This is a genomic window from Cupriavidus sp. H18C2 (genome assembly GCF_049393795.1).
Lineage (GTDB): Bacteria > Pseudomonadota > Gammaproteobacteria > Burkholderiales > Burkholderiaceae > Cupriavidus > Cupriavidus pauculus_C.
On record NZ_CP186011.1, the window covers coordinates 673,955 to 699,141 of the forward strand.

Here is a 25,187-nt window from a genome sequence, read left to right on the forward strand (position 1 = left end):
ACGATCGGCTAGCGCATTGGCAGGCTATCGCGAACTTTTCGCGCCATCGGTGTAGGGATCAGCCTTGCGCGCCATCCGTGAACGGATCCGCCGTCTTGCCCGGCGCCAGGCTCGAAGCGGTCGGCTGACGGGCGCCTTCGGTATAGGAGTCGAACTTGCCAGACTTCGCACCATCGGTGAACGTATCCGGCTTGCCGGTCTTGGCCCCGTCCAGATACGGATCCGGCTTGGCCGTCTTGGCGCCCTGGGTGTACGGATCGACCGACTTGGTCTGGGCATGCGCCAACGGCGCGGCGACGACGGCGACTGCCATAACGCTGTGCAGGAGTGTCTTGATCATGGAAACCTCAACGTGTCGGGTGGCATGGACCGCTATGACCCCTGGGGCGGCAAGCGGCGTGTCTCAGTCGGTTGCAAGGATGGTGCCGGGGCGTGGGAGGGCCTCGTGGGGCTGGGGCGGCACTCGGGAGGCGGTTGTGGGTGGCAGGGATGCTTGGGGAGGCAATTCTTACTGGCATCCAAGATTTAACATAACAATGATTGGATGCTAATTTGATGCTGCCCGGTGGTTGCCGCGGAGCAAGGCTATCCGGGTTTCGAGATGCCGCAGTGGTAAGGGCTGATCACCGGCACTGTATATTCATACAGTATAATCCCGCCACCTTGACTCCTGACGCCTCGCCCATGTCCTCGAATCCCACCCTCCTGGAAGACGACGCTCCGCCGATCCACGAACCGAGGATTTGGCGAGACAAAGGCTGGACGGCGAGGGTCATCAAGAACGAGGATGGCGAAGGATGGGCTGTGGAGATGATTCGCGACGGTCATGTCGAGCCTGCACTCGTCGGCCCGTGGACAATGGGCCGAAACAAGGTCGATCCCAAGCCGCTCGATGCGGCTGCGCACCAGACGTTGGTCAAGACAGCGTCTGAAGTCATCCGCCGGCACGAGCAGCAGTTGCATGCACGACTGAACAAGGAAGTCACCATCACGACGGCTTCGCAGATGCTGACCGTCAAACTCGCGATCACGCCGGACGAATTCGAACCGTTCGGCACGCTGACCGCAATCGATGCGTATGGTGAGGTCGTGGCGAGCGTCAGCGTGCCCGCGGACTTTCGTTTGACGGCGGAAAGCGCGACGCGATGGGCGGAGGGTGGATTCGGTCAGATCCGGCGATAACCTTGTCGTCCGGCCGGGCAGGCTCCACAACGCGACTTCTGGCCATGACCAGTGGTCCCGTGGACGACCCGTCAGGTGCCGAACTCCCCTAGCAGGGCTTCACGATCTTCATCCAGTCGGGGCGCGCGGCGTACAGCGCTACCCTGCCACGCTTCGCCGATCTTGATGGGGTTTCCAGACACACGCAGCGTCCTGTCTCCCCCGATCGGGACGTCCAACAGCATGTGTCGGGCAGATACGTGGGCGTTTTCCATGATCTCCGGCACACCGTTCAAGGGTCCATGCGGTACGCCGGCTGCCTCCAGCACGGCTTCCCAATTCGCCGTCCTGGCCTCCCGCAACCGGCCTTCCAGACATGCCTTCAGGGCAGCGTGATGTTCGTTGCGGGCCGGTACGGATGCGAATCGCGGGTCTGTGATCCACTCGGGTCGGTCCAGCGCGTTGCAAAGCCGCTCGAACAGCGCGTCGTTGCCGACAGCGATGACAACGAAGCCGTCTTGCGTGGCGAACATGTCGAACGGCGTAATCGACGGATGGCGGGTGCCGAGCGGCCTGGGCACCGTGCCCGTCGCAGAGAAGCGTGCGATGGGATTTTCCAGCAGCGCCACCTGGCAATCGAGCATCGAGATGTCGACCCGCTCCCCCACTCCCGTTGTCGCGCGGCGCAGGAGCGCGGCCTGGATGCCGATGGTGGCATATAGGCCGGCGCCAATATCGCCGATCGACACGCCGACGCGCGCCGGGTTTCCATCCGGCTCGCCCGTCACGCTCATCAGTCCGCCCATCGCCTGGACCACCATGTCATAGGCCGGCCGGTTTCGATAGGGACCTGTCTGGCCAAAGCCAGATATGGACGCGTACACCAGGCGCGGATATCGCTGCCGAAGCATCTCCCAGGTGTAGCCCAGCTTGTCCATCACGCCGGCGCGAAAGTTCTCGACCAGAACATCGGCCCCTTCCAGCATCCGTTCAAGGACTGCCCGGTCCACGTCGGCCTTCAGATCAAGTGCAATCGACGACTTGTTGCGGTTGACCGACGCAAAATATGCGGATTCGCCGTCGACGAATGGCCCCACCTGGCGCGAGTCGTCGCCCTTGCCGGGGTTTTCGATCTTGATGACGCGGGCGCCCAGGTCGGCCAGCATCATTGTGCAGTAGGGGCCGGCCAGCACCCGGGTCAGGTCAATGACCGTAATGCCGTGCAGCGGGCCTTGCAGGACGTTCATACCGGTTTCCTTCATGCTTGGTTTACCCCTCGGCATCAGTCAATCTTCGCCCCGCTCGATTGCGCAAGGTCCACGCCGATCTTGCCTTCGCGTGCAGCGAATTCGCGAAACTCAGCCACGGAAGCCGATACGGACACCTCGTCGCCTTGCGCCAGGAAGCGCTTGCGAAGTTCGGGATCGGCCATGACCTTTGCCGTCGCCGCAAACAGCTTGTCGATGATTTCCGGCGGGGTCCTGGCGGGTGCAAAAAGCCCGTACCAGGCGGAAAGGTCGTAGCCCTTGAGGCCGCTTTCTGCAATGGTCGGCAACTGCGGGTTGGCATTCGAGCGTTGGGCCGACGTGACGGCGATCGGAATCACCTTGTGGGTGTCGATCATGGGTTTGACGGACGGCGCCGTGCCGAACGTCAGTTGCACGTCTCCGGCTGCGACAGCCTGTGCCGACGGCGCGCCGCCCTTGTACGGCACGTGCGTCATGCGCACGCCGGCCAGCTTCGTGAAATAGACGCCCGCCAGGTGCGTGATCACGCCGTTGCCCGATGACGAATAGTTGATGGCGCCAGGATGGGCCTTGGCCTGGGCAATCAGGTCCTGCACGTTGCGGATGCCAGCGTCCTTGTTCACGGCCAGGATCAGCGGCGCCGCCGACAGCTTCGTGATGGGCGCGAAGTCGGACGGCTCGTAGCGAATGTTCTTGTACAGCACCTTGTCGCCACCCATCAGACTGGCGGTGGCGATATACAGCGTGTAGCCGTCGGGGGCCGACTTGGCGACATACTCCGCCGCGATAGTCGTGCCCGCCCCCGGCCGGTTGTCGACGACCACCGGCTGGCCCAGCTCTCGACTCAGCGCATCGCCGTAGAGGCGCGCGGTATTGTCGGCGCCGCCGCCGGCGGGAAAGCCGATCACGAGTCGTATCGGCTTGGTGGGATAGTTGGCCTGCGCCGAGGCGGCAATGGGCAAGGCGCCCATCATCGTGCCGATCACGGCAAGCACAGTACGACGGGTCGGGGTGGTCTTCATCATGATGTCTCCTCCGTAGCTGTATCGCCACTTGAGTGAATGGCCGCGGCAGGCTACCTGCCGTGGAACGCCGGGATCCGTTTTTCCCGCCATGCTGCTGCGCCCTCGCGCAGGTCTTCCGATGACTCCGAGCGACGGATGTCCTCCTGCAAGGCGTCAATGTCGAGGCGCCCGCAGGCGATGTCGTTGAGGTGGCGTTTCATGCCCAGCAGCGCAATGGGCGCCATGCTGGCGAGCTGCGCGCTCAGTGCTTCGACACGGGAAGTCAGCGCCTCGGCTGCCACCAGCTCTGTCAGAAAGCCCACGCGCAGCATCTCTTCCGCCGAAATACGGTCGGCTGTCAGGAACAGCCTCTTGGCCGCGTTCAGACCGAGACGCGAGACATAGCGCTCCATGCCGCCGCGATAGAAATGCAGGCCGAGCCGAGCAGCCGGCATGAACATGTCGCAATCCGGTACCCCCACCCGGAAATCGCATGCCAGGCAGAGGTCCGTTGCTCCCCCGTAGACCCCGCCCTGGATGGCAGCAATCGTCACCGGCCGCGCCACGGCGATGGCGTCGATCACGTCGCCGAAATTTGCGGCGCCCTCTTCCGCTTTGCCACCCAGGGAGCCGATGTCGTAGCCACTGCAGAAATACTTACCCTCGGCGGCAAAACGGAGCACAAGCAACTCTGGCCGGCCGTTGACCGCCGCCACGTGGTCGCGCAATGCGTCGAGGTCGGCTGGACTTAGCCGATTGGCCACCTCGGGTCGTCGCAGCGTAATGGTGGCAATGCGACCTTCGACGGAAAGCGAGGGCAAGTTATCATTCATCTTGATATATTTCGTTGGCCTTTTGATATATCAAAATAGGCTACAGATATTTTCCAAGGGAAAGTAGAGGGTTAACCCGTGCAATCGCTCCAAGACCGCATCCGAGAAAACGTCATCGCCGCGATCCAGGCCGGCGAGTTGCGCCCTGGCGCGCAGATAGATGAGAAGGCCTTGGCCGAGCAGTTCGACAGCTCGCGCACGCCTGTCCGCGAGGCGTTGCTGATGCTCGCCGCCCAAGGGCTGGTGTCGATCGCGCCGCGTGCCGGCATGTTTGTCCACAAGCCCAGTGCGGCGGAGCTGGTGGCCATGTTCGAGACGCTGGCGGAAATGGAGGGGGTGGTCGCCCGTCTGGCGACGCGACGAATTTCCACAGAGGGTCGAAAAGCACTGTCAGCCGCGCACGAAGCCGCGGGCATCCCGGCCCGTGCATGCAATGCGGCCGCCTATGCCGAGGCAAATCGCGCCTTCCATGACGTGCTGTATCAGGCCGCAGCCAATCCGTTTCTGACCGAGCAGATCGTCCAGTTGAGAAGGCGCCTGGCCATTTATTGGCAGCGCAAGGACCTTATCAATGAGGCGCGCCTGGCATCGTCTTATCGCGAACACAGCCAGGTTGTCGACGCGATACTGAGCGGACAAGCGGATGCCGCCGCCGAAGCGATGCGGATCCATATTTCGGCAGGCGGCAGAGCCTTGGCAGACCTCGTCTTGCTGGCCGAAGCCCCTTCCGCCTGATGTCCAGGGTCGTTGTAGGCCCGTCGAAACGCGCGATGAGCGTGGCGGCCGCTTGAAATGCAACCCACCGTCCACAATCGCAAAGCGCGAACCAAGCTCACGTTGCACTGCATCATCGCGATCAGTATCATGCGCGATCCCCATTTTTCGCGCACACTGTGGACCGGCAGAAGGATCTCGCGGTAGGAGCCTTGTGTACTGGCAAGCGGTCAGCAATGTCGTGCATAGCGGTAGAACGCCAAATCATCAGCCGCCTGCCCACAGGAGTATGTATTGACTCATCCGGATCGTGACGTTGATTCGTCGAACCCGTTACCTGACAGCGGGCAACCCAGTCGCCGCAAGACAGCCGGGAAGTCCAAAGCTGTAGCGACAACCCCCGACAGCACGTCCAACGCTCGCCAGGATGCAGAGCGTCAGAGCCAGATGCGCTCGCTGATCGCCCTCGGACGCGAGCGCGGCTACCTGACGCACGCGGACATCAACGACCATCTGCCGGACAATGTGACGCCGGCCGCGATGGACACCATCGTCAGCACGTTCAGTGACATGGGCGTGGCCGTCTACGAACAGACGCCCGACGCGGAAACACTGCTGCTGAGTGACAACGCCCCGACCACGGCGTCCGATGACCAGGCAGACGAAGAAGCGGAAGCGACACTGTCGACCGTCGACTCCGAATTCGGCCGTACTACGGATCCCGTCCGCATGTACATGCGCGAAATGGGTTCCAGCGAACTTCTCACCCGCGCCGGGGAGATTGAAGTCGCCAAACGCATCGAGAGCGGCCTTCAGGACATGATTCGCGCCATCGCGGCGTGTCCGTCGGTGGTGTCCATGATCCTGGCCGACGTGGACCGCGTGGTCGCCGGCGAGTTGCGCATTGACGACATCGTGGACGGCATCAGCGATGCCACGGACGAAGGCGACATTCCAGCGCTTACGTCAGACGAATCGCGCGCCGACGACGATGGCGCTGACAGCGTTGCGGCCGATGCCGAAGACGATGGGTCGGACGACGATGATGGCGATGCCGGTGCCGAGGACTCAGAGAAAGCAAACGCAGCCCGCCTGGAACAGCTGACGGCCGACAGTCTCGTAATTTTTGCGCGGGTGCGCGCGCTGTTCGAGCAAGTGCCCGAGGGTGTGGTGTCGGGGAAGGCGCGATCGGCAGCGATTGCAGGGGTGCGAGCCGAGATTCAGCAGGCACTCGCGCCGATCCGCTTCACCGCGAAAATGATCGACCGCCTGTGTGGCAGCGTGCACGAGAAGGTCGCGGAGGTGCGCACCATCGAACGCGGCATCCTGGAAATTGCCGTGGAACGGTGTGGCATGCCTCGCGAGGCCTTTATCGAGTCATTCCCGGGCCACGAGACCGATCTCGAATGGACCCACCGCACGGCGGCAACGTCGAAACAGTTTGGCCCTGCCCTCGCGCGCCACTTGCCCTCCATCCAGGCAAGCCAGCAGAAGCTGATCGACATCGAGACGCAAGTCGCCCTGCCTCTCACGCAGCTCAAGCAGATCAACCGCGAGATGAGTGCCGCCGAGCGAAAGATGCGGCAGGCCAAGGGCGAAATGATCGAAGCTAACCTGCGGCTCGTCATTTCCATCGCGAAGAAGTACCTGAACCGGGGCATGCAGTTTCTGGATCTGATCCAGGAAGGCAATATCGGCCTGATGAAGGCCGTCGACAAGTTCGAGTACCGGCGCGGCTGGAAATTCTCCACGTACGCGACGTGGTGGGTTCGCCAGGCCGTGACGCGCGCGCTGGCCGATCAGGCACGAACCATTCGTGTGCCCGTGCACATGATCGAGACGATCAACAAGCTGAACCGGATTTCGCGCGAGATCCTCCAGCAAACCGGGCAGGAGCCCGATCCTGCCGTACTGGCCGAACGCATGGCGATGTCCGAGGAAAAGGTACGCGGCATCCTGAAGATCGCCAAGCAACCCATCTCGCTTGAGACCCCCGTTGGCGAAGAAGGCGACACGACGCTGGGCGACATGATCGAAGACAGCGCGACAAGCTCACCTGCGGAGGCAGCCGTAATGTCCGGCCTGCGCGAGCAGATCGAAGCCGCGCTCGCCGAGTTGTCGCCGCGCGAAGCCAAGGTACTGCGCATGCGATTTGGGCTGGACACCCACACCGAGCACACACTCGAAGAGGTCGGCAAACAGTTTGACGTGACCCGCGAACGGATCCGTCAGATCGAAGCCAAGGCGATGCGCAAGCTGAAGCATCCCGTCCGTGCTGACAAGCTGAGGCTGTTCCTGGAACGTTGAAACGACCGGGAGGCGCCGAGGCGGCGTTTGATGTGTTGTTGGGGTGTTTGCTGCCTGAGGTTGGGATTGTGCGCGCAAGCGTGCGAGACGCCTGCGGGCAGTAGCGTGAGCACACCCCTCCCTGGACTGGAAATACCGCGATGCAAATACTGGTTGACGCAGACGCCTGCCCTGTCGTTGTCAAAGAAATGTTGTTCCGGGCCGCGCAGCGTGTCGAGGTGTGCGTGACGCTGGTAGCGAACAAGTACATGCGCACGCCGCCGTCTCGCTTCATCAAGGCGCTGCAAGTGCCAGCCGGCTTCGACGCCGCCGATGACCGCATCGTCGAACTCGCAAGTAGCGGTGACCTCGTGATCACGGCGGACATACCTCTTGCCGCCGCTGCCCTTGAAAAGGGCGCTTATGTGCTCGACCCCCGCGGAAACTGGTTCAGCCGCGAGAACATCCAGGAACGCCTCACGATGCGTGAGGTGATGGACCAGCTTCGCGGCTCGGGCATCGATACCGGCGGTCCGGCGCCATACGCCGCACAAGATAGCAAGGCATTCGCCGCCCAACTGGATCGCTTCCTGGCCCGCCGGCCGTCGCCAGGAACGACCGTCTGAAGCGTGCGACGCACGGAAGGCTGGAGCTGGTTGTGTGGCTGAGGGATGGCTCTTTTCGGCCGTGGATTCAATGGGTCGATGCAACACTAGACACTGCGTAAGCCGTGAAGGTGCTGCAAATGAAACAAAGGCGCCGGATTTACTACACCGAGACTCAGAAGGCACTAATGTGGGAGCGGTGGCGAAAAGGGGACACGCTTCACCAGATCGCCCGGCTGTTTGATCGGTACCATTCATCAGTACAAGGGATTCTGGCGAAGTCCGGCGGCATTCAACCGTCACCGCGACACCGTTCCAGGCTTGCCCTGACCCTCGCCGAACGGGAAGAAATCTCTCGCTCGGTAGTGGCGGGTCTGTCGGTCCGATCGATCGCCTGCCGGCTCGGGCGCGCCCCATCGACCATTAGCCGGGAGTTGCGGCGCAATGGCGGCAGCCAATGCTATCGCGCAAGTCAAGCCGATGAACTCGCCTGGGTTCGCGCGCTCCGTCCGAAGACCTGTAAGCTCGTCAGAAATCCTGCGCTGGCACAGGTTGTGGCGGCCAAACTGAAGATGCGGTGGTCTCCGGAACAGATTGCTGGCTGGCTCAAGCATGACTATGCGGTCAACAAGGACTACCAGGTGTCACACGAGACCATCTACCGTAGCCTCTATGTCCAGGCCCGCGGCGCCCTAAAGAAGGAGTTGCTCGCACATCTGAGGCGGTGCCGGATCATGCGTCACGCACGGAACTACTCGGCGAAGACCGATGAGCGCGGAAGAATCCGTGATGCCGTTTCAATAAGCGAGCGGCCTGCGAGCGTTGAAGACCGCGCGATACCGGGCCACTGGGAAGGAGACTTGCTCTTCGGCAGTGCCAACAGCCAGATAGTAACCTTGGTCGAGCGTCAGACGAGGTTCGTGATGCTGCTCAAGGTCTCCAGCAAAGACACAGAGACGGTCGTCAATGCGCTGATCAAACATGCTGGAAAGCTGCCACAAGAACTGTACAAATCCCTGACGTGGGATCGTGGCAAAGAACTGGCCGATCACAAGCGCTTCACCGTCTCGACCGACATCAAGGTCTACTTCTGCGACCCTCAACATCCCTGGCAACGCGGTTCCAACGAGAACACAAATGGCCTCTTGAGGCAGTACCTCCCAAAAGGCACTGATCTCTCCATCTATTCCCAGGCAAAGCTCAACGGCATAGCGAGGCAACTCAATGAACGGCCGCGAAAGACATTAAACTTCGACACACCTGCAGAACGATTCCATCAGACCGTTGCGTTGACCGGTTGAATTCACAGCCATGAGCAGACACTCGACGGCCAGGACGAGATCAGGCTAATCTGCTAGCTTGAATAGCGAAAACGCTCGCAATGAGGTCGTTGACATTTCTACCCCCTGAACTCGCGCTGCAATCAATCTCCCATCGCGAAATTGTCTTACCTCTCAATGCAGCCATTGAAGCGGTTGACTATTTCGCCAGCAAACAGATTCACATTCTGGGGTGGGAAGGGTGGATTCTGGCGGAGGATGGACGGGTCGGTCATGGCAGCGCACCGCAAGGCACGACGAATCTCGAAGACCTTTCGCCACTGGACGCTGCGGAACTCTGCCGCCAAACCATCCCGATTGCGGCGCGCGAATGGTCGAGGGATCATCCAGATTCGACGGATCGTCTGCACTTTTGCATCACGATTCTCTGCGAGCCTGTACCCAAAATTGCCCGCACGTGAAGGACCGCTAAGGTTCGGCAAGAGTCTTTTTAACGCTATTTCCTTAGCTCTGGAGTGCCAGCTCCATCAGCCGGCGGCCGCAACCATGGAGGCGAAGACAAGTGTTCTGCAAGGTAATCGGCTAGCGCGGTGACCTTTGCAGGCCGAGTTCGTGCCGATGGCGTGACGAAGTACAGTCCGCCCCGTGTCAGGCTCCAGCCAGGCAGGATCGCCTCCAGCCGCCCATCGGCCAGATATTCGCCCGCCATGAATTCCGGCAACTCTGCAATGCCCTGCCCCGCTAGCAGCATCGGTAGAAACGCTTCCGAGTTGGTCACGCGCAGCGGCCCCACCGGCGTCACCGGGTGCTCCTCACCCGCGTCATTGGCGAAGCGCCAGACGTCGCCACGCGCCCGGTAGGCATACGAAAAGCATGGTCTGCCAACGAGATCGCGGGGATGGGCCGGGCGACCGAAAACGTCCAGGTACGCTGACGACGCCACCAAGATCTGTGAGACCCGGCACAACCGCCGTAACGGCCCGGTCAATACCGTGTTGACGAATAGCACGTTGATGTTCGCGTGACAGGGGGACTTGCACTGCAAAGCCGATGTGGTAGCGTCTCGTGTATCCGTACTATCGGACTACCGTGATGGCGCGCTTACCCTCGAACAAGTAAAAGAGATCTATCGAGACGCAGTCGATCCGAAGGCACGTGACGGCGAGGGTCTCGATTGGTGGACCTCAGTTGCGGCAGATGTGTCGGCCGTGGTCCGCGCGCCGAGTATCAGGAATGCGGCCGACCGCCTCTCTTGGTGGCATTCTGAATGGGAGTGGGAACAGATCGGAGACTCTGCTCCGGCAGCCGCCAAGCGGATACGTTGTTCAGCCCAGCGACTAAGGTTGCGATAGCACTGGCTCCCGGTATGAGGGAGCGCAACTCAGCGCTTATGTCGCGGGCCGAAGTTCATGCGCGACGGCCCAGGGCAGCAGTTCATCGATCCGATTGATCGGATGATCGGCGATGCGGCTCAGCACATGGCGCAGGTACGCCTCGGGATTGAGGTTATTGAGTTTGGCGGTGCCAATGAGGGTGTACATCGCAGCCGCACGTTCACCGCCGCTGTCAGCGCCAGCGAATAAGAAGTTTTTGCGGCCAAGGGCGACAGCGCGCAACGCGCGCTCGGCGCTGTTGTTGTCGATCTCCAGCCGCCCATCGTTCGCATAGCGCGTGAACGCCTCCCAGCGCTTGAGCGTGTAGAGGATGGCTGCCGTGGTATCGGACTTGCGCGAGAGCTTAGCCGCCGTCTCTTCCAGCCAAGTCTTGAGCATGGTTAGTCGCGGTACAGCCTCGCGTTGCCGCACTTCCTGGCGCAGATCTGGCGGCTGCCCTCGGATCTCGCGCTCGATGTCATAGAGTTCGCCGATGCGCGCCAGCGCCTGTTCTGTGACGGCATTGGGCCTTATTGCATGCAACTCGTAGAACTTGCGTCTTGCGTGCGCCCAGCACGCGGCTTCTTGCACTCGGCCAGTTTCATACACCGCGTTGAAGCCGGCGTACGCATCGGCTTGCAATGTTCCGGCGAAGGATCGCAGATGGTGCTGTGGGTGTTCACCCTTACGGTCGGGCGAGTAGGCGAACCACACCGCAGGTGGCGCGGCATCACCCGATGGCCGGTCGTCACGCACATAGGTCCACAACCGTGCCGTCTTGGTCTTGCCATTGCCGGGTGCCAGTACCGGGATCGGCGTGTCGTCTCCGTGCACCTTGTTGCCACCCATCACGTAACGCTCCACCGCTGCGACCAGCGGGCTGAGCAACGCCGAGCAGCCGCCAACCCAGTCACCCAGCGTGGATTCGGGCAGGTCGACCCCTTCACGTTCCCAGCGGACGCGCTGACGATACAGCGGCTGATGGTCGCAGAACTTCGAGACCAGCACATTGGCCAGCAGTCCCGGGCCGGGGATGCCGCGGTCGATGGGGCGGCTGGGCGCGGGTGCCTGCACGATGCGATCGCAGCCCGTGCAGGCAAGCTTCACACGTCGATGTCGGATGACACGTAACCGTGCGGGGACCAGTTCCAGTTGTTCGGAGACGTCTTCACCGAGGACTTCGAAGGTGCCGCCACATGGGCAGCAAGTGGTCTCCGCCGGCGAGTGAATGACGTCTTCGCGTTCCAGGTGCACCGGTAGCGGGTTGCGTCCGCCGTTGCTATGGGCCGTGCGCGAGCGAGGTGTACTTGCCGCAACGACGCCTTCATCGGTCTGCAGTTCTTCGAGCTTGAGTTCGAGTTGCTCGATCTGCCGGTCCAGCTTCTCGGACCGGTGACCGAACTGCTGGCGCTTGAGCTTGGCAATCAGCAGCTTGAGGTGTTCGATTTCGATCGCGTGATCACGCAACGCGCTGTCGCGTGCAATGATCATCGCCTTCAGGGTAGCGATGTCGTCGGGAAGCGTTGCGGGATCGGTTTGCATGCCCCGCAGTGTAGGAAGCGGCGCAGCAGTTTACAAGGCGAGTGTCGGGCGCCAGGTCCGTTCTGGCTTGCGCCAGTCGATGCCCTCGAGCAGCATCGAGAGTTGCGCCGGCGTCAGGTGGACCTTCCCGCTGTCAGCCTGGGGCCAGACGAAGCGGCCTCGCTCCAGACGCTTGGCCAGCAGGCAGAGACCGTCACCGCTCCACCACAGCACTTTGATCAGGTCGCCGCGCCGACCGCGGAAGACAAAGACGTGACCGCTGTACGGGTCCTCGGACAGTGTGGTGTGTGCCTTCGCAGCCAGGCCATTAAAGCCGCAGCGCATATCGGTGATCCCCGCAGCCAACCACACCCGTGTTCCGGCAGGCAATCCAATCATGCTGTTAGCGACGCCATCAGCGCATTCAATATAGCAATGTCGACGGGACCGGTAAGGCGGATCGTGCCTCGCTCAAGTCGGATCTCCACGGCACCTTCGTGCCGCAACGCAGGAACGACAGGCATGGAGGAGATGTCCTCGACGGTCACCGGTAGCATCGTGGACGAGGACGCGTGCTCGCCATCGAGAGCCATGCGGCGCCACTTGAAGACCTGATTCGTATTGAGGCCGTTGGCCAGCGCAATCGCCGACACAGACGCATTGGGCTGCAAACACTGCGCAACGATATCGCGCTTGAACGCTTCGGAGAACCGGCGTCGCTGGATGCGCCTTTCCGAAACGGGATCCGGCTGGGTCTTCATAGGTGTCCGCCTAAATTAAGCGGACGCCTATGCGGCCCGCTAAGACACCAGAGCTTGCCGACTCTGTCTCAATCGCGAAAGACGGTACTCGCCGGACCGTTACCAACCGCCGGGCGACCAGCGAGGAATCCGGTAGTGCGGCAATGCGCAATGCCGCGTCAAATCCCTGGGCGACGATGTCTGTGGTGGCATCGGACAAGTGTAGATCGATGGAGACCTCGGGATAGGCCTGGAAGAACGCCGGGAGCAGAGGCGCTACCCAGCGCACGCCAAAGGACATCGGCACAGCAAGGCGGATGAGGCCACGTGGCTGCGTCGACATTTCCCTAGCGGCGCTCTCTGCCTCTTCGGCCTGCCGGTAGATGTCGCCCGCTTTTTCGGCAATCGTCGCGCCGAACTCCGTCAACGCCAGTTGCCGTGAGGTGCGATTGAATAGCCGTGCTCCTAGCCGCTCCTCCAGCCTGGCAACGCCGCGCGACACGGTGGCCACGGACACGCCCATGACGCGCGCCGCCGCGGCAAACGACCCCTCTTCCGCCACCTTGGCAAACATCGCCAGCCCTTCGAAATCAGGGAACTTGATCATTTCATTTTCGCAACGATGATTTGCGATCAATTCTATTTCGAAATGGTGCGTCCGTCGATATGCTTCCTACATCGCCTCCCGCGACTAAATATCAACGACATCAACCGATATCAGGCAAGCAGAATCACCATGACCCGCAGACTCGAAAACAAGATTGCACTCGTTACCGGTGGCACGAGCGGCATCGGCCTGGCCACTGCCAAGCGGTTCGCCGCCGAAGGTGCGCACGTGTATGTCACCGGCCGCAGGCAGGCCGAACTCGATGCAGCGGTCGTAGCCATTGGCAACGCCACCGGCGTGCGTGTGGACTCGTCGAAGCCTGAAGAACTGGATCTGCTCTACAAGCAGATCCGCACCGAGAAGGGCCGGCTCGATGTGCTGTTTGCCAACGCCGGCGGCGGCACGATGGTGCCGCTTGGCGACATCACCGAGGCCCACTATCACGACACCTTCGATCGTAACGTCAAGGGCACGCTGTTCACCGTGCAGAAGGCGTTGCCGCTGCTCTCCAGCGGCGCGTCAGTGATTCTGGCCGGTTCCACCACGACCATTGAAGGCACCGCCGCTTTCAGCGTCTATTCCGCCTCGAAGGCTGCGATTCGGGCGTTCGCCCGCAGCTGGATTCTGGACCTGAAGGACCGCGGCATTCGCGTCAATACGATCAGCCCGGGTGCCACGCGTACGCCCGGCTTGGTCGACCTGGCGGGTCCCGATGCCTCGCAGCAGCAGGGGCTGCTCGACTATCTTGCATCGCGCATCCCGATGGGGCGTGTAGGCGAGCCTGACGAGATTGCCGGTGCTGCCCTATTCCTCGCCTCCGACGACTCGAGCTTCGTCAACGGCGCAGAATTGTTCGTTGACGGTGGACAGGCACAAGTCTGAGGATAGTGAGGCAATGTTGGCCCGCAAGGGGAGATGGCACGCCAGCGGTCGGTTGCCGGCCATAAAGGGACATCCCCAGTATGCAAGCGCGATGACCGTTGGTGAACCTAATAGTGTCGCTCGCTCGATCGCTCAGAAAGACAAAAACGATCCGATGCCCACGACACACCGTTCACGCGACCTTACGATCGCGTTCCCGGTACTATTGACGGCCCAACTCGGCGAAGAAGATGAAACTGGAGAAGCGGTCGCGGGCCTGCCGAGAACGACCGTTTCGTTTCGGGGATGGTGTTAGTGCATCTGCGGCGTCAGGCGCCAAGGAAGGCCAGCAGGTCTGCATTGACCTGGTCGGCATTGACCACGCACATGCCGTGCGACGCACCCGGGTACACCTTCAGCGTGGCGTTCTTGACGATCTTGGCCGACAGCTTGCCCGCATTGTCGATCGGCACGATCTGATCGTCGTCACCGTGCAGGATCAGCGTGGGCACGTCGATCTTCTTCAGGTCGGCCGTGTAGTCCACTTCCGAGAACTCCTTGATGCACAGGTACTGGCCCAGGATGCCCCCAGCCATGCCCTGCGCCCAGAAGGCGTCGATGGTGCCCTGCGAGACCTTGGCGTTCGGACGGTTGAAGCCGAAGAACGGCGTGGCCAGGTCCTTGTAGAACTGCGAGCGGTTCTCGGCCACGCCCTTGCGGATGTTGTCGAACACTTCGAGCGGCAGGCCGTTCGGGTAGGCGGCGCTCTTGGCCATCGTCGGCGGCACGGCGCCGATCAGCACGGCCTTGGCCACGCGCTTCGTGCCATGGCGGCCGATGTAGCGGGCCACTTCGCCGCCACCGGTCGAGTGGCCCACCAGCGTGGCGCCCTTGATGTCCAGCGCGTCCAGCACGGCGGCCAGGTCGTCGGCGTAGGTGTTCATGTCGTTGCCCTGCGCCGGCTGGTCCGAGCGGCCATGGCCACGGCGGTCATGGGCGATCACGCGGAAGCCCTTCTGCACCAGGAACAGCATCTGGGCGTCCCAGGCGTCGGCATCGAGCGGCCAGCCGTGCGAGAACACCACCGGGCGGCCCGAGCCCCAGTCCTTGTAGAAGATGCGCGTGCCGTCCTTGGTGGTCACGAAGTGACCCTGCTTCGACTGGCGGGCAGCGGCCGGCGCGGCTTCTGCGGCGGCCGGCGTCAGCGCGGCGATCGAAGCCACCGATGCGGCGGCGGCGCCCACCGTGCTGCCAACCAGCAGCTTGCGGCGCGCGGCGCCCGGTTGGTCCAGTTGTTCAGCTTTTTGTTGGGGGACGATGTTCGACATGAGCTTTTCCTGCAAAACTTGATTCAAGTTATTCGATTACGCCGTAACCGGCCCTTACTTTTGCGTCTTGCGCGAACCGTCGGTACACGGGTCAGACTTACCAACCTTGGCGCCATCCGTGTACGGATCACGGGCGCCGTTATTTTCCCCTTGCGTATAGGCTTTTGCCTTGTCATCGACCAAGTGGGAGCCCGCCGTCGAATATGCGCCGTCCGTGTATGTATCGAACTTCTCCGCCTTTGCGCCATCGGTGTAAGGGTCCGGTTTCCCGATTCGCGCGCCCTGTGTATAGGGATCCGGGTTCTTAATCTGTTGCGCTATTGCCTTTTGCGCCGGCAAGGTCAACGCGCCTACGGCCAGAAAGCTGGGGAGCAGAATTTTGCGTAGTGAGAAGAAGGTTGTCATAGCGACTATTGGACGGTTATCTCAGAAAAAAATGTGGGCCAATGCACCAACGAACGGAACGCATTGCGTCGGTTTTGACGGGAGGAGCCTGCGCGCCGAGCTCCCGGCGCGCAGTTCCAGTTCATACAACGATCGCGGGTCATCTAGGGATGATTACTTCGCCTCGATCTTCTCGATCGCGGCCGCCACGCCGGCGCCGTAGGCCGGGTCGGCCTTGGTGCAGTGCTCGATGTGGCGTTGCTGGATGGGCTTGGACACCCCCTTGATGGCGCGCGCCGTGTTGTCGAACAGCGCCTGCTGCTGCGCCGGAGACATCAGGCGGAACAGCGCGCCCGGCTGCGAGAAGTAGTCGTCGTCCACACGGTGGTTCCAGTGGTCGGCGCTGCCTTCCAGCGTCAGCGGCGGCTCGCGGAAGTCCGGCTGCTCGGCCCACTCGCCCTTGGTGTTCGGCTCGTAGGCGATGGTGCCGCCCTGGTTGCCGTCGGTCCGGCCGCGGCCGTCGCGGTGGTAGCTGTTGACGTAGCGCGCGGCCTTGGGCGAGTTCACCGGGATCAGGTGATGGTTCACGCCCAGGCGGTAGCGCTCGGCGTCGCCGTACGAGAACAGGCGGCCCTGCAGCATCTTGTCGGGCGAGAAGCCGACGCCCGGCACGATCGTCGACGGCGCGAACGCGGACTGCTCCACCTCGGCGAAATGGTTCTCGGGGTTGCGGTTCAGCTCCAGCGTGCCCACTTCGATCAGCGGGTAGTCCTTGTGCGGCCAGACCTTGGTCAGGTCGAACGGGTTGTACGGCACCTTGCTGGCGTCGGCCTCGGGCATGATCTGCACGCAGAACTTCCAGCGCGGGAAGTCGCCGCGCTCGATGGCTTCATACAGGTCGCGCTGGTGGTATTCGCGGTCCTGGCCCGTCACCTCGGCGGCCTCGGCGTCGGTCAGGTTCTGGATGCCCTGCTGGGTGACGAAGTGGAACTTGACCCAGTAGCGCTCCATGTCCTTGTTGATGAAGCTGTAGGTGTGGCTGCCGAAGCCGTGCATGTTGCGCCAGCTGCGCGGGATGCCGCGGTCGCTCATCACGATGGTGACCTGGTGGAATGCCTCGGGCAGGCTGGTCCAGAAGTCCCAGTTGTTCTCGGCGCTGCGCATGCCGGTGCGCGGGTCGCGCTTCACGGCGTGGTTCAGGTCGGGGAACTTGAGCGGGTCGCGCAGGAAGAAGACCGGGGTGTTGTTGCCCACGAGGCCCCAGTTGCCTTCCTCGGTATAGAACTTGATGGCGAAGCCGCGGATGTCGCGCTCGGCGTCGGCCGCGCCGCGCTCGCCGGCCACCGACGAGAAGCGCATGAACAGCTCGGTCTTCTTGCCGACCTGCGAGAACAGGTTGGCGCGGGTGTACTTGGTGATGTCGTTCGTGACGGTGAACGTGCCGTAGGCGCCCGAGCCCTTGGCGTGCATGCGGCGCTCGGGGATGACCTCGCGGTCGAAGTGGGCCAGCTTTTCCAGGAACCAGACATCCTGCAGCAGTGCCGGGCCGCGCGGGCCCGCGGTCTGGATATTGTTGTTGTCGACGACGGGCGCGCCGAAAGCGGTCGTGAGCTTTTTCATAAGAGTTTCTTGATGCGCGGCCCTGCCTCTGGAGCATTGCGCGTGCATTTTTTCTGTTCCACCAACAAGCTTCCTTCCAATGTCCTTCATAGGGATGGAAAGGAATGCCATCTTTTACACACGAACAGGCACATGGAACGGGTGATCGTGCAGCGTGTCGCACCTACACAGTTTCTACACGTCTCAGCGGTGCCCATCCCTTCTTCACATCGGTCAACCGGCTCGACGAAACAGGCGCCCTCTCAACAGCAGCCCCAACGTCAACAGGACCAACGAGGCGATTGCCACATTGACAAAGATGAACACCGGCAATGCAATGCTCGCGAACAGGGATGCCGGCGCAAAGGTCGCTGCACGCATGCACGAAATCCCCAACGCTGTAATCCCGAAGCTGAACGCCCAGAACCCTGGTGTCGCGCCAGATGCCAGGAACCAACGTGAGAGCCGGAACAGGAACAGCAGTTGCAGCAATCCGTAGCCGACCATCGCATAGAAAGGCCAGTCAAGCCTACCGCCCGTCACCGCAAGATATGCCGTCGCGCCGACCACTGGCGGCGCAAGCTGGATGCCCAGCGTAGGCCGCACCTCAGGCGCCAGTTCGTCGCCCAGATAAAGGCGATAAGTGATAATCGACTCTAGGGCGAACCATGAAAACAGCCCTGCCCCGAAGAACCGTTTGGCCAGATCCATCCAACCAAGCGATGTCATGGCCATCGCGGAGACAAAGTTGCCCGCCACCGTCGGCAAATACATGACCGCGGTAGTGTCCCCAAGCTTGCGGCCGCCGCGCATCATGCCGCCGCTGCGAAACGTGGAAAAGGCTAGTTGGGCAATCACGCCGATGACGATCAAGGTCGACCCAATCGCCGGAACGAAGCCGTGCAGCCAGACCGCGACCAGCAGCGTCGCCACCGGTATCAGACCGATAAAGCAGCAGGCTATCGGATGCCGCGCTTCGGCGAGGGCCTCATCGCGGTGCGCGAGCCATTTGGCGACGAATGAGAGCACGAGCACCGCCCAGATAAGCGTCGTGACTGCAAACAGCACATCGGATACCGCTGCCATGACGCCCCACAACGTGTGGGCAACTCGCCAACAGTTCGATAGACCGGCCATGCCGAGCACAATGCCCATAGCGGAAGCCGGAATCGAGAACCCTATCGTCGTCGGCGAAGTCATGGTGCCTCTTGGCTGGCCAATGCGCTGAAGATCGCCCGCAGCTTTTCATCGAGGAACTTGCCAACGGTGCCGACAGCATCACCGAACTGACCAAAGAGCGATGACGGCAGGTCGTACTCGACCTGCGTGTGATGGTCACCATTGCCAAAGACGAGCAAGGTCAGGGGAGCGTACAACGCGGCGCGCATATCGTACCGCGTCATACGCCACGCCACGAGGGGATTGCCGATGTGATAGCGGAAGGAAACGCGTGGCTCGCCGCCCAGTGCGAACAGGACGCCGTGATCCAGCTTGTCGAACAGCATCAGTCCGTGCGGACCTTCCATCTCCGCCATCCGCGCTTCAGCGGCGGCCGGATCTTGATACATCAACTCCAAGGCGCCATGATCCAGCTTTCCAAGTTGTTGCTCGAACTGCCGGCAGAACGCATCCGGCGCAATCTCGAAGACCTCGCTGACGTGCGTCACCGAAAGGCTTTTCTGTACTATGGTCGACATCATCTTGCCAATTCAAGGTTCGTAAGCGCCGGGCCCCGACGCCCCTGCACAAGCGCTCTGCAGACGTACCCTGCCGCGGCGGTCTGGCCGGTCTGCGAGATTGCGGCCCTGGCCTACCAAGCACCTTGACCACCATCGCGCGCCCAGTGCGGCCAGCCGGTCTATGAGGGACTGGGCGCTAGGCCCGGGCGGACGCGCCCAACTCGCCTGGTTCAGCTACGTGCAAGGACAATTTTTCCTACGGCCTTGCTGCTCTCCAGCACTGCATGCGCGCGACGCAGATTGTCGACCGTGATGTCGCCAAAGTGTTCGCCAACCGTAGTCTTGAGTACTCCTTCATCGAGCAATGCAGCCACACGGTCGAGCAGTTTGTGCTGTTCGACCATGTCCGCTGCGCGGTACATCGAGCGCGTGAACATGAACTCCCAGTGCAACGATATCGACTTGCGCTTGAGAGGCATCGCGTCCAGCGTGGCAGGATCGTCGATCAGCGCCAACTGGCCTTGCGGCTTGAGCAGTTCCACGATCTGCGCGTAGTAGCTGTCCGTATGCGTCAGGCTGATGACGTGGTCCACCTGGTGGATGCCCCCCGCCGTCAGTTGCGGCTGCAGGGGCTGGCTGTGGTCGATCACAAGGTGCGCACCCAGATCCGTCACCCACTTCCGGCTTTCTGGTCGCGACGCCGTGCCGATCACAGTCAGACCCGTCAACTTGCGTGCCAACTGGACCAGGATGGAGCCCACGCCGCCGCTGGCACCGATCACCAGCAGGCTTTGTCCGTGGCCGCCGGCCTCGGGAATGCGCAGGCGATCGAAAAGCAGTTCCCAGGCGGTAATGCTTGTCAACGGCAGGGCTGCCGCATCGGCAGTCTTCAACGACTTGGGGCAATGGCCGGCAATGCGTTCGTCCACGAGTCCGTACTCCGCGTAGCTGCCTTGTCGCGTAATATCGCCCGCGTACCAGACCTTGTCGCCCACGTTGAACAGCTCCACCGCCTCGCCGACGGCATCCACGGTGCCGACCGCATCCCAGCCCAGAACGCGAGGGCCAGTCGGTTGCACGCCGAGACGCAGCTTGCTGTCTACCGGATTCACTGCAATTGCCTCGATCCTGACCAGTAGGTCACGCGCCTGCGGTGCCGGTCGGGGCAGCTCCATTTCGTACAGGGCGCGGGGATCATCGATCGGCAGGCCGGCCTTGTCGTAAACAATCGCTTTCATTTCTGCTTGACTCCTCGATAGGGAAATGCAGCGCGCTCAGGCGCCACGCAGGAACTCGCGCACGTGTGCAACGTACGTGGACGCGTACTGGAACAGCGCGCCGTGACCTGAGTTCGGATAGATGACCAATGTGGCATTCGGCAAACCCTCCGCGAGCGCGAAGCTGTTTCGCGTGGGAATCATGGTGTCGTTGTCGCCATTGGTGACTAGCACTGGATGCGGAATCGTTGCCAGCTTGCGCGCCACATCGCCCGGCCAGTTCGCCCAGGCGATCATTGCGCCAAGCTGCGCCGGCGCGACTTCGGCATTGGCAGGTAGGTCGGGTTCGCCGATGCGCGATGCAAGACGATCCACGAAGGCTTGTGCAGCTTGCTTGCCCTCGGCCGTCTCTGGGAAGAAAAGCCGCTTAAGCTTCTCCTGCATCGGCATCTCAGCATCCGTATAGATGGCGATCAGTTCCGGTCGATCCATGCCAGCTCCCTTCCCGCCTTCGGGTGCGCTCCCGGAAAGCACCATGCGCTCAACCAGATCAGGCTTTGCGATGGCAATCTCCTGCGCCAGAAATCCGCCGAGCGAGTAGCCCAGGATATGGAACTTCGACAGTGCGATCGCAGTCACGAACTGCAGGACATGCTCCGCCATTGCTGTGATCGATGCCGGTACGGCGCCGCCGGATCTACCGACCCCTGCGTTCTCGAACAGGATGATTTCGCGATCCGCCGACAGCGCATCGACGATGGCCGGGTCCCAGTTGTCGAGGGTACCCGTGAAATGCTGCAGGCAAAGCAACGGCAGCCCGCCATTGGCGTTGCCAAAGCGGCGATACGCATAGCGCACGCCACCCGCTTCAACATACTGGGTCGAGGCATTCGAGGAAGTCATGAGTGTCATCGTTGCCTCCTTCAAGCGGCAGAGGGGCCGTCATAGGCCGACGTGACCAGCACCGCGCGGAACCGCACATCGGCACGCATCATTCGGTCGTACGCCACCTGGGCCTGTTCCAGCGGGAACGTTTCGATCATGGGACGAATGTCCTGCAGATTGGCAAAGGCCAACGTCTGCTCGTTGTCGAAGACCGTACCGGTCAGTGCACCCACTACGGCGCGCGCACCGAACACGAGGTCCGTTGCGGTCAACGAGAGAGGATCTCCCGGCACAGCCACGACGATCAACTGGCCACGAGCCGCCAATCCCGGAACGAGAGAGGACATACCGGCGCCGGTCGGTGCCGTCGCCAATACCACCTTCGCACCACCCAGGCTGCGCAGTACCCCCACCGCATCTTCGCTTTCGGAATCGATGTAGCGATGCGCGCCGAGTTGAGCAGCGAGTTCCGCCTTGTCTGCGCCCCGTGCAATCGCCACCGTATGGAAACCCATCTTGCGCGCGAACTGCACGGCGAGGTGACCGAGGCCGCCAAGGCCATGTACCGCCACCACATCGCCAGACCGTGCATTCGCATTGCGCAAGGCGTTGAACGTAGTCAGGCCAGCGCACAGCAGCGGGGCCGCTTCAGCGGCATCGAGTTCATCCGGCACCCGCACGAGGCCGCGCGCTTCTGCCAGCATGCTTTCGGCATAGCCGCCGTTGGTCGTCATGCCCGTGATCACCGGACTCTGGCAATTCACCACGTCACCCTGGCGGCAGGAAGGACAAGTCCGGTCTTCGCCGGCCAGGAAGCCCACGCCCACGCGCTGGCCTACGTGCCAGCCCTCGACGCCGTTGCCGACCGCTTCGATGCGGCCCACGACTTCATGACCGGGAGTCAGCCCGTGCGCCGGATTGGCCGGAGCCCGTGCAACCGTCGCACTGTCCGAGTGGCAGACACCACAGGCCTCCACGCGGATGCGAACTTGTCCGAATCCGGGGTCCTCGATCGGTCGGTCGATCATCGACAGCTTGCCAGGCGCCACGACTACGGCGGCGCGATAGGTTTGATTCACAGTCATCGTCATGCCTCACTCGAAGTGGAAGTCGGAAAGATCCACGCCTACGATCAGCGGCTCCGGCATCGCAAGGTTTTCTGCCGTACGCGGATAGATGCGCATGCGGGTGGGCATACGGATTCCTTGTACCTCGACGTAGTCGCTGAGGTAACGTGCGGCCGCATTGCGGCCCTGGATGTCCACTTCGTAGTCATGACGGCGCAGCAGTCCGTCTGCGTCGAAGTAATAGGTTTGCTCGGCGCTATGGGTCGCCACCGAATCCGGGAACGTCACGCGCAGGCGGCGCCAGGACAGGCCATCGACCACCCACGGGTCGATCTCTGTGGCCACAACGCCGGGATGGCGCAGCACGAACGGTGACGTCAGGTACGTCCACATCGTGTAGCCTGCAAAGTACGCCAGTTGCGGATTCGACCACGGTGTTTCGAGTTCGAAACCTTCGAACGACGTGCGGGGACGATCGAGCGATTCGACGAGCGTGCCGTCCGCTTGCCGGATCTCGACACGATCCGGCGTAAAGACGGAATGATCGGTAGTCGGGGCGAACGGCTCGTGCGAGACCCGCTGTGCATGCAGGTCCACGGTCACGCGCGAATCCGTCAGCACTCCGTCGCGCTGTTTCAGATTCCACAGGATGCCGGTGTGGTGCAGACGCGCGGAAACGCGCTTGAAACTCTTGAAGCGTTCGAGACCGCCTGCGGCATCGATGGCGAAATGGATCAGGTCAGACATGATTTCCCTTCTGCTTGGTTTGCTACTTGGAGGGCGAGTTAATCCCCTTCGAGGCTGGGTTCTCGAAGTACGTGAGTGGCGCGGCTGACGCGCCGAATACCAACTGGATTCCGCTATGCGTGGGCGTCGACGAACGCCGCGATATGTCGCGCGGATGCCTGAGGATATTGGAGTTGTGGCCCGTGCCCGGCGCGCGGAAAGGTCACAAGATGCAAGGTCGGAAGCTGGTTGTTGAGCGCGTACCAGTTTTCAACCGGGAAGACGATGTCGTGATCGCCACCGATATGCAGGATAGGGATGCGCGTGGACTTGAGCGCCTGAAGCACTGCATCCACTGGAAAGACCGGATTCTTTGGTGCGTCGCCAAGCTGGGACCCGGCCCACTCCCACGGCACCTCCGGACTGGCATCGAGTTTGCGTGCAGCAAGCCGATCGGCTGACCGCCTGGCAGCATCCGTGCTCTCGGCAGAGGTTGGCTCGAAGAACAGGCTGACAAAATCATCAAAGTCGTTTTCGCGCTTCGCCAGGGTGTAGAACAGCGCTTCGCCAGACTTGACTAGAGTGCCCGGCGGCGTGGTGCCGATTAACACCGTGTGGCTGACGAGCTGCGGCGCCATCGTCATCACGAGCTGCACGGCAATGCCGCCCACCGACCAGCCACCAAGAATGACGCTGCCCAGGTCGAGCGCGGTGATTAGATCCATCGCATCACGGGCCAGCGCCGCCGGCTGATAGGTGGGGTCGCCTGTTGATTGTCCCAGCCCGCTGTAGTCGAACACCGTCACCTGGAAGCCCTGGTTCACAAGGCTATCGAGGAAAAGCGGGTCCCAGGCATCCATGGTGCCGCGGAATCGTACGCAGAGAACAATCGGCTTGCCGCTGCCGATCGTGCGATAGGCGAGACGCCGCCCGGGCACGTCGACGAATCGGGTTCTGGCGTTAAGACTTGCCGAGGATTCGGCGATTGAAGCATTCATTCTATCCAACCTTGCATGACCATCGATGCAATGTGAGGCACGGATGCCGTGCCCCCAAATCATTGCCGCTTTCCCGTCAATGGGAAACGACATTTATCGTGGGGTTTTCGGACATCGAAACCCATGAAGCGGCGTCGTCCTTACCCAGTCGCAGCGTCATTTTATGGCGCGGCTTCGATGTGAAAGTTAGCCGCAAAGCCAGTCCTGATAAAGCGTCGACGCATGAACAGTACTTCCGTCCAAACCGAACAATCGTTCACTGGAGACGTTGTGCGACGCGGTTCGACACGTGTTTTCGCGGCGGCTTTCGCCAAACCTCCGCAGTACGGTTATGCGACAATCGCCGCGACCGTGACGCCTGGAAAGACATCTCCGCCATCACGACTCGATAGTCTTTCCGAACTCGTGAAATGAAGCATGCCCAGTAATGCCCAAAGACAGGAGGCGACTTCAGTCGTCTACATCATCGACGACGAGGAAGCCACCCGCTCGTCATTGACGAATCTCCTGCGTTCCGTGGGATTTACGGTCCGTAGCTTCGAGGGTACGGCAGCATTCAAGGCATCTGAGAAGAATGCCGGACCCAGTTGCATGCTGCTCGATGTTCGCCTGCGCGGTGAAAGCGGCCTGTTTTTTCAGCAACAGGAGAAGGTCAACCAACAGATGCCCATCATCTTCATGACGGGATTTGCAGACGTGAGCATCTGTATCAAGGCGATGAAGGCCGGTGCCACTGACTTTCTGCTCAAGCCGTTGTCCGAGCAGGATGTTATCGACGCCGTCACGGCCGCGCTGGCACAGGACAGGAAACGGCTTGAAGCCGATTACCAGCGCAGCACCCTCATCGAGCTGTACGAGTCACTGACCTCGCGCGAGCGTGAAGTGCTGGCCTACGTGGTTGGCGGCGCGTTGAACAAGCAGATTGCAGCCGGCATCGGGATCAGCGAAATCACCGTCAAGGTCCATCGCGGCACCGCCATGAAAAAAATGAAATCGAGCTCCGTCGCCGATCTGGTCCGCAAGGCGCAGATGCTTGGCATCGAACCGATGACTCGCTAGCACAGCGCCTAGT

At 61.8% G+C, this 25,187-nt stretch carries 25 protein-coding genes and 2 pseudogenes; 8 read left to right on the plus strand and 19 right to left on the minus strand.

What is annotated here, in order from left to right; translation table 11 throughout:
- Nucleotides 1–58 precede the first annotated feature (58 nt).
- Nucleotides 59–340 carry a hypothetical protein gene (locus EPAKOI_RS19545; protein ID WP_423194354.1) on the minus strand — a complete coding sequence of 94 codons (282 nt, stop codon included), beginning with the start codon at nt 338–340 and terminating at the stop codon, nt 59–61.
- Between the two features lie 344 nt (nt 341–684).
- On the opposite strand from EPAKOI_RS19545, the gene EPAKOI_RS19550 reads away from it, so the two are divergent.
- Nucleotides 685–1,182 carry a hypothetical protein gene (locus EPAKOI_RS19550; protein WP_423194355.1) on the plus strand — a complete coding sequence of 166 codons (498 nt, stop codon included), beginning with the start codon at nt 685–687 and terminating at the stop codon, nt 1,180–1,182.
- A gap of 71 nt (nt 1,183–1,253) precedes the next feature.
- Here EPAKOI_RS19550 and EPAKOI_RS19555 read toward each other — a convergent pair whose 3' ends face one another.
- From EPAKOI_RS19555 to EPAKOI_RS19565, 3 genes are read right to left on the minus strand one after another with little or no spacing between them, the layout of a single operon-like run.
- The gene (locus EPAKOI_RS19555; RefSeq protein ID WP_423194356.1) at nt 1,254–2,408 is read right to left on the minus strand and encodes a CaiB/BaiF CoA transferase family protein; all 1,155 of its coding nucleotides are present in this window, start codon (nt 2,406–2,408) and stop codon (nt 1,254–1,256) included.
- 35 nt (nt 2,409–2,443) lie between these two features.
- Nucleotides 2,444–3,430, minus strand: a complete 987-nt coding sequence (locus tag EPAKOI_RS19560) for a Bug family tripartite tricarboxylate transporter substrate binding protein (RefSeq protein WP_423194543.1) — start codon at nt 3,428–3,430, stop codon at nt 2,444–2,446.
- Between the two features lie 53 nt (nt 3,431–3,483).
- Entirely contained in the window at nt 3,484–4,245 is a 762-nt protein-coding gene (locus EPAKOI_RS19565; RefSeq protein WP_423194357.1) for an enoyl-CoA hydratase/isomerase family protein, read from the minus strand.
- Nucleotides 4,246–4,323: 78 nt separating this feature from the next.
- Between EPAKOI_RS19565 and EPAKOI_RS19570 the strand changes: the two genes are divergently transcribed.
- From EPAKOI_RS19570 to EPAKOI_RS19590, 5 genes are all read left to right on the plus strand, one after another.
- Complete coding sequence (locus EPAKOI_RS19570) at nt 4,324–4,980, plus strand: GntR family transcriptional regulator (protein ID WP_423194358.1); 657 nt, start codon at nt 4,324–4,326, stop codon at nt 4,978–4,980.
- Between the two features lie 426 nt (nt 4,981–5,406).
- Nucleotides 5,407–7,266 carry an RNA polymerase sigma factor RpoD gene (gene rpoD / locus EPAKOI_RS19575; protein WP_423194359.1) on the plus strand — a complete coding sequence of 620 codons (1,860 nt, stop codon included), beginning with the start codon at nt 5,407–5,409 and terminating at the stop codon, nt 7,264–7,266.
- 140 nt (nt 7,267–7,406) lie between these two features.
- On the plus strand, nt 7,407–7,871 hold the full coding sequence (locus EPAKOI_RS19580; protein ID WP_423194360.1) for a YaiI/YqxD family protein: 465 nt from the start codon (nt 7,407–7,409) through the stop codon (nt 7,869–7,871).
- Between the two features lie 119 nt (nt 7,872–7,990).
- The gene (locus tag EPAKOI_RS19585; protein ID WP_423193469.1) at nt 7,991–9,151 is read left to right on the plus strand and encodes an IS30 family transposase; all 1,161 of its coding nucleotides are present in this window, start codon (nt 7,991–7,993) and stop codon (nt 9,149–9,151) included.
- A gap of 89 nt (nt 9,152–9,240) precedes the next feature.
- The gene (locus EPAKOI_RS19590; RefSeq protein WP_124686603.1) at nt 9,241–9,591 is read left to right on the plus strand and encodes a hypothetical protein; all 351 of its coding nucleotides are present in this window, start codon (nt 9,241–9,243) and stop codon (nt 9,589–9,591) included.
- A 35-nt stretch (nt 9,592–9,626) separates the two neighbouring features.
- Here EPAKOI_RS19590 and EPAKOI_RS19595 read toward each other — a convergent pair.
- The 5 genes and pseudogenes from EPAKOI_RS19595 to EPAKOI_RS19615 all read right to left on the minus strand — a co-directional run.
- Nucleotides 9,627–10,103, minus strand: a pseudogene (locus EPAKOI_RS19595) (substrate binding domain-containing protein); the annotation flags it as partial.
- Between the two features lie 415 nt (nt 10,104–10,518).
- Nucleotides 10,519–12,045, minus strand: coding sequence for an IS66 family transposase (gene tnpC / locus EPAKOI_RS19600; protein WP_423194361.1), 1,527 nt, complete (start codon nt 12,043–12,045; stop codon nt 10,519–10,521).
- A gap of 30 nt (nt 12,046–12,075) precedes the next feature.
- Entirely contained in the window at nt 12,076–12,423 is a 348-nt protein-coding gene (tnpB, locus tag EPAKOI_RS19605) for an IS66 family insertion sequence element accessory protein TnpB (protein WP_008650705.1), read from the minus strand.
- Nucleotides 12,420–12,785, minus strand: coding sequence for an IS66-like element accessory protein TnpA (gene tnpA, locus EPAKOI_RS19610; RefSeq protein WP_423194362.1), 366 nt, complete (start codon nt 12,783–12,785; stop codon nt 12,420–12,422). Before tnpA ends, tnpB begins: the two co-directional genes overlap by 4 nt.
- Before the next feature lie 94 nt (nt 12,786–12,879).
- Nucleotides 12,880–13,371, minus strand: a pseudogene (locus tag EPAKOI_RS19615) (LysR family transcriptional regulator); the annotation flags it as partial.
- Nucleotides 13,372–13,500: 129 nt separating this feature from the next.
- On the opposite strand from EPAKOI_RS19615, the gene EPAKOI_RS19620 reads away from it, so the two are divergent.
- A complete protein-coding gene (locus tag EPAKOI_RS19620; RefSeq protein ID WP_423194363.1) occupies nt 13,501–14,253 on the plus strand; it encodes an SDR family NAD(P)-dependent oxidoreductase in 753 nt (250 codons plus the stop codon).
- A 308-nt stretch (nt 14,254–14,561) separates the two neighbouring features.
- On the opposite strand, the gene EPAKOI_RS19625 is transcribed toward EPAKOI_RS19620, so the two are convergent.
- The 10 genes from EPAKOI_RS19625 to EPAKOI_RS19670 all read right to left on the minus strand — a co-directional run bounded on the left by EPAKOI_RS19625 (nt 14,562) and on the right by EPAKOI_RS19670 (nt 24,115).
- A complete protein-coding gene (locus EPAKOI_RS19625) occupies nt 14,562–15,560 on the minus strand; it encodes an alpha/beta fold hydrolase (RefSeq protein ID WP_423194364.1) in 999 nt (332 codons plus the stop codon).
- Nucleotides 15,561–15,614: 54 nt separating this feature from the next.
- A complete protein-coding gene (locus EPAKOI_RS19630) occupies nt 15,615–15,965 on the minus strand; it encodes a hypothetical protein (protein ID WP_423194365.1) in 351 nt (116 codons plus the stop codon).
- Nucleotides 15,966–16,118: 153 nt separating this feature from the next.
- Entirely contained in the window at nt 16,119–17,564 is a 1,446-nt protein-coding gene (locus tag EPAKOI_RS19635) for a catalase (RefSeq protein WP_423194366.1), read from the minus strand.
- Nucleotides 17,565–17,777: 213 nt separating this feature from the next.
- Nucleotides 17,778–18,743: a dicarboxylate transporter/tellurite-resistance protein TehA gene (gene tehA, locus EPAKOI_RS19640; protein ID WP_423194367.1), complete on the minus strand. Its 966-nt coding sequence runs from the start codon at nt 18,741–18,743 to the stop codon at nt 17,778–17,780.
- Nucleotides 18,740–19,243: a DUF302 domain-containing protein gene (locus tag EPAKOI_RS19645; protein ID WP_423194368.1), complete on the minus strand. Its 504-nt coding sequence runs from the start codon at nt 19,241–19,243 to the stop codon at nt 18,740–18,742. The genes tehA and EPAKOI_RS19645 overlap by 4 nt, the downstream gene beginning before the upstream one ends.
- 209 nt (nt 19,244–19,452) lie before the next feature.
- Complete coding sequence (locus EPAKOI_RS19650; RefSeq protein WP_423194369.1) at nt 19,453–20,460, minus strand: zinc-binding alcohol dehydrogenase family protein; 1,008 nt, start codon at nt 20,458–20,460, stop codon at nt 19,453–19,455.
- Between the two features lie 36 nt (nt 20,461–20,496).
- Nucleotides 20,497–21,351, minus strand: a complete 855-nt coding sequence (locus tag EPAKOI_RS19655) for an alpha/beta hydrolase (protein ID WP_313836364.1) — start codon at nt 21,349–21,351, stop codon at nt 20,497–20,499.
- A gap of 11 nt (nt 21,352–21,362) precedes the next feature.
- On the minus strand, nt 21,363–22,409 hold the full coding sequence (locus EPAKOI_RS19660) for an alcohol dehydrogenase catalytic domain-containing protein (RefSeq protein ID WP_423194544.1): 1,047 nt from the start codon (nt 22,407–22,409) through the stop codon (nt 21,363–21,365).
- Nucleotides 22,410–22,418: 9 nt separating this feature from the next.
- Nucleotides 22,419–23,138, minus strand: a complete 720-nt coding sequence (locus tag EPAKOI_RS19665; RefSeq protein WP_313836362.1) for a hypothetical protein — start codon at nt 23,136–23,138, stop codon at nt 22,419–22,421.
- A gap of 113 nt (nt 23,139–23,251) precedes the next feature.
- Nucleotides 23,252–24,115 carry an alpha/beta fold hydrolase gene (locus EPAKOI_RS19670; protein ID WP_423194370.1) on the minus strand — a complete coding sequence of 288 codons (864 nt, stop codon included), beginning with the start codon at nt 24,113–24,115 and terminating at the stop codon, nt 23,252–23,254.
- Between the two features lie 417 nt (nt 24,116–24,532).
- On the opposite strand from EPAKOI_RS19670, the gene EPAKOI_RS19675 reads away from it, so the two are divergent.
- Nucleotides 24,533–25,174 (plus strand): response regulator transcription factor, encoded by a 642-nt coding sequence (locus EPAKOI_RS19675; RefSeq protein ID WP_423194371.1) that lies wholly within the window; start codon nt 24,533–24,535, stop codon nt 25,172–25,174.
- Nucleotides 25,175–25,187: the final 13 nt, after the last annotated feature.